3 protein-coding genes are annotated in these 2,198 nt (G+C 45.0%); 2 read left to right on the forward strand and 1 reads right to left on the reverse strand.

Annotated elements, in window-relative coordinates; all coding sequences use genetic code 11:
• A partial coding sequence (locus PF479_RS06575; RefSeq protein ID WP_298003833.1) for a glycosyltransferase family protein occupies window positions 1-477 on the forward strand: 477 nt, incomplete at its 5' end.
• 56 nt (window positions 478-533) lie between these two features.
• Window positions 534-1,874: a patatin-like phospholipase family protein gene (locus PF479_RS06580; RefSeq protein ID WP_298003835.1), complete on the forward strand. Its 1,341-nt coding sequence runs from the start codon at window positions 534-536 to the stop codon at window positions 1,872-1,874.
• 38 nt (window positions 1,875-1,912) lie between these two features.
• Here the strand turns inward: PF479_RS06580 and PF479_RS06585 are convergent.
• Window positions 1,913-2,198 (reverse strand): hypothetical protein (locus PF479_RS06585; RefSeq protein ID WP_298003838.1); only part of this gene is annotated, 286 nt, incomplete at its 5' end.

Raw genomic sequence — 2,198 nt, forward strand, 5'->3', positions numbered from 1 at the left:
GTGCAATCCATTTTGTCTGGATTCCCGGATCAGGAATTTCGTTATTTTCCTGATAAGGAAAATGATTTTATCAGTACACTTGCCGGTTGTGCCGCTGTTATTGCGCCGGCAGGTCAACAGCTTTTATCAGAATCTCTGTTTTTAAAAAAGCCGGTTCTGGCTCTTCCGCAAAAAGGGCAATATGAGCAGAGACTGAATACCAGAATGCTCAAAGCCAGCGGCTGGGGAAGGGGAAGCAGCCTCTATCATCTGAAACAAGATGCTGCCGAGATTTTCCGAGATGTGGATCAGTTCCCGTATAAAGCCGATCCCTATCATACATTTCTGCTGGATGATCATACGGGCATTACAGCAGAAATGATTTCTTCTTTCTTTATTGCAGAAATGAAGAAATCAAAGCTGTCTCCCAGGGTGAACTGTGACTACTTTCAATATTTCCCGGAAAAGATAAGAAGGTTGAGAGTTATCAGTGCCTGAAAAATTTATTGCAACATTCTAATAACTCAGCATAATGAATATGAAGAGGTACGATCATGTTCAAAAATCGGCAGAAGGAAAAGTACTGCCTTGTCCTGAGTGGGGGAGGAGCCAAGGGTGTCTATCACCTGGGTGCCTGGAAGGCTTTGAGTGAGCTTGGAATTGAAGTGGATGCCTTCATCGGAAATTCCATAGGTGCCATCGTGGCCGGATTCCTGGCTCAGGGACAGACCCGGGCGCTTGAAGATATTGGAGACAAGATTGGTGCTGACTTTATCATGAAAATTCCCGATGAGTTTTTGGAAAAGGGAGTGATCAGGATTGGAAAAGCCAACAGGGCCTCCTTCAGGAAGTTCTATCATAGTGTGATCGAAAAAAAAGGGATTGATGTCTCACCCTTAAGAGAGTTGCTGGCAAGCAATCTAAGTGAAGAGGCCATCCGGCAGTCCGGGAATGATCTGGGAGTCGTCACCTTCAATATCTCAGACTTTAAGCCCCAGTATGTGTTTCTCGAGGATATGCCCCAGGGATCTGTTCTGGATTATCTTATGGCCAGTGCCGCTTTCCCCGGGCTGGAACAGACCGTGATCAATGGGAAATCTTTTATTGATGGCGGTGTGGTGGATAACATGCCCTATGAGATGGCCAGATCCCGGGGCTACAGGAATATCATTGTTGTCGATATTTCAGGGATGGGCATAAACAAAAAACCCAGTATCAGCGGCAGTAAAACCATCTATATCAAGAATTCAATCAACATGGGCTGGGTCTTTGATTTCAGCCGTTCTTTCCTGGATAAATACCGTGAGCTTGGATATCTGGATACCAAGAAGGTGTTGGGAGCACTCAAAGGGGAGAAATACTTCTTTCTCCCCGATCCTAAGGTTGAGAAGTCTTTCGAAGAGTATATCAGCAGTGTTGAAGCCCTGAATATTCTTGATTTCCATATCCGGGATGACGAGGGAGAGGGACTCACTCCCCCTCAAAAAATCAGAAAAATCCTCCCCGAATCCATGAATCAAAGGCGGGAGCTCCTCTATTGTCTGGCCGATTGTGCCGCCTTCATTTTTAATGTGGATCAAATCAGGGAATACACCCTGGGGGATCTTTCGGAAATAATCCGGCGTAAAAAGCAGGAGGATGATGAACGAATCGTCACTATCAAACTGAAAATAACTCAAGACGAACGGGTCAGCCTGGCACAGAATCTAGAGCTCCTTTTTAAGGAAGTGAGCAAAAGGGACAGCTCCAGAGACTCTCCCTATTATGATTACGTCTTGTGTACGGAAGTTCTGGATTGGGGACGGAAAATATTGCTGAAGGGCCTGATGGTTCATCACAAGGAACTTTCTGCCGGTTTGCTGGCCACTGATTTTTTGTCAGATTATCTTCGTTGAATCGATTTGCCAATAAGAGACTAATCTCTTATCGCTTATCATTTCTCTGATTTGCGGAATCTACTGAGATAAATTTGTGTGGTTTTATCCCCTGGGAAATCTGACAGCACTCTTTTAAAACCCAGCTGAGCGGCATCAAAGTCATGGCTGTCTCTCAGGCGGACAGCCCTTTCAAAGTCCTCTTTCGTTTTAAGTTTCAAGTCGCTAATGTCGCTGGGGTCTCCATTGAACAATTCATAAATACTCACCGGAAACTCTTTTCCTTTGACCTTTATCTTTCCTATAAAGCGTACATACTTTGCCAGATCGCCCTTCAGATGCTTG

Source organism: Oceanispirochaeta sp. (assembly GCF_027859075.1).
Lineage (GTDB): Bacteria > Spirochaetota > Spirochaetia > DSM-2461 > DSM-2461 > Oceanispirochaeta.

What these genes read in the sequence shown, in the direction of transcription:
- PF479_RS06580 (WP_298003835.1), top strand. Translation starts at nt 534, where the DNA reads ATGTTCAAAAATCGGCAGAAGGAAAAGTACTGCCTTGTCCTGAGTGGG.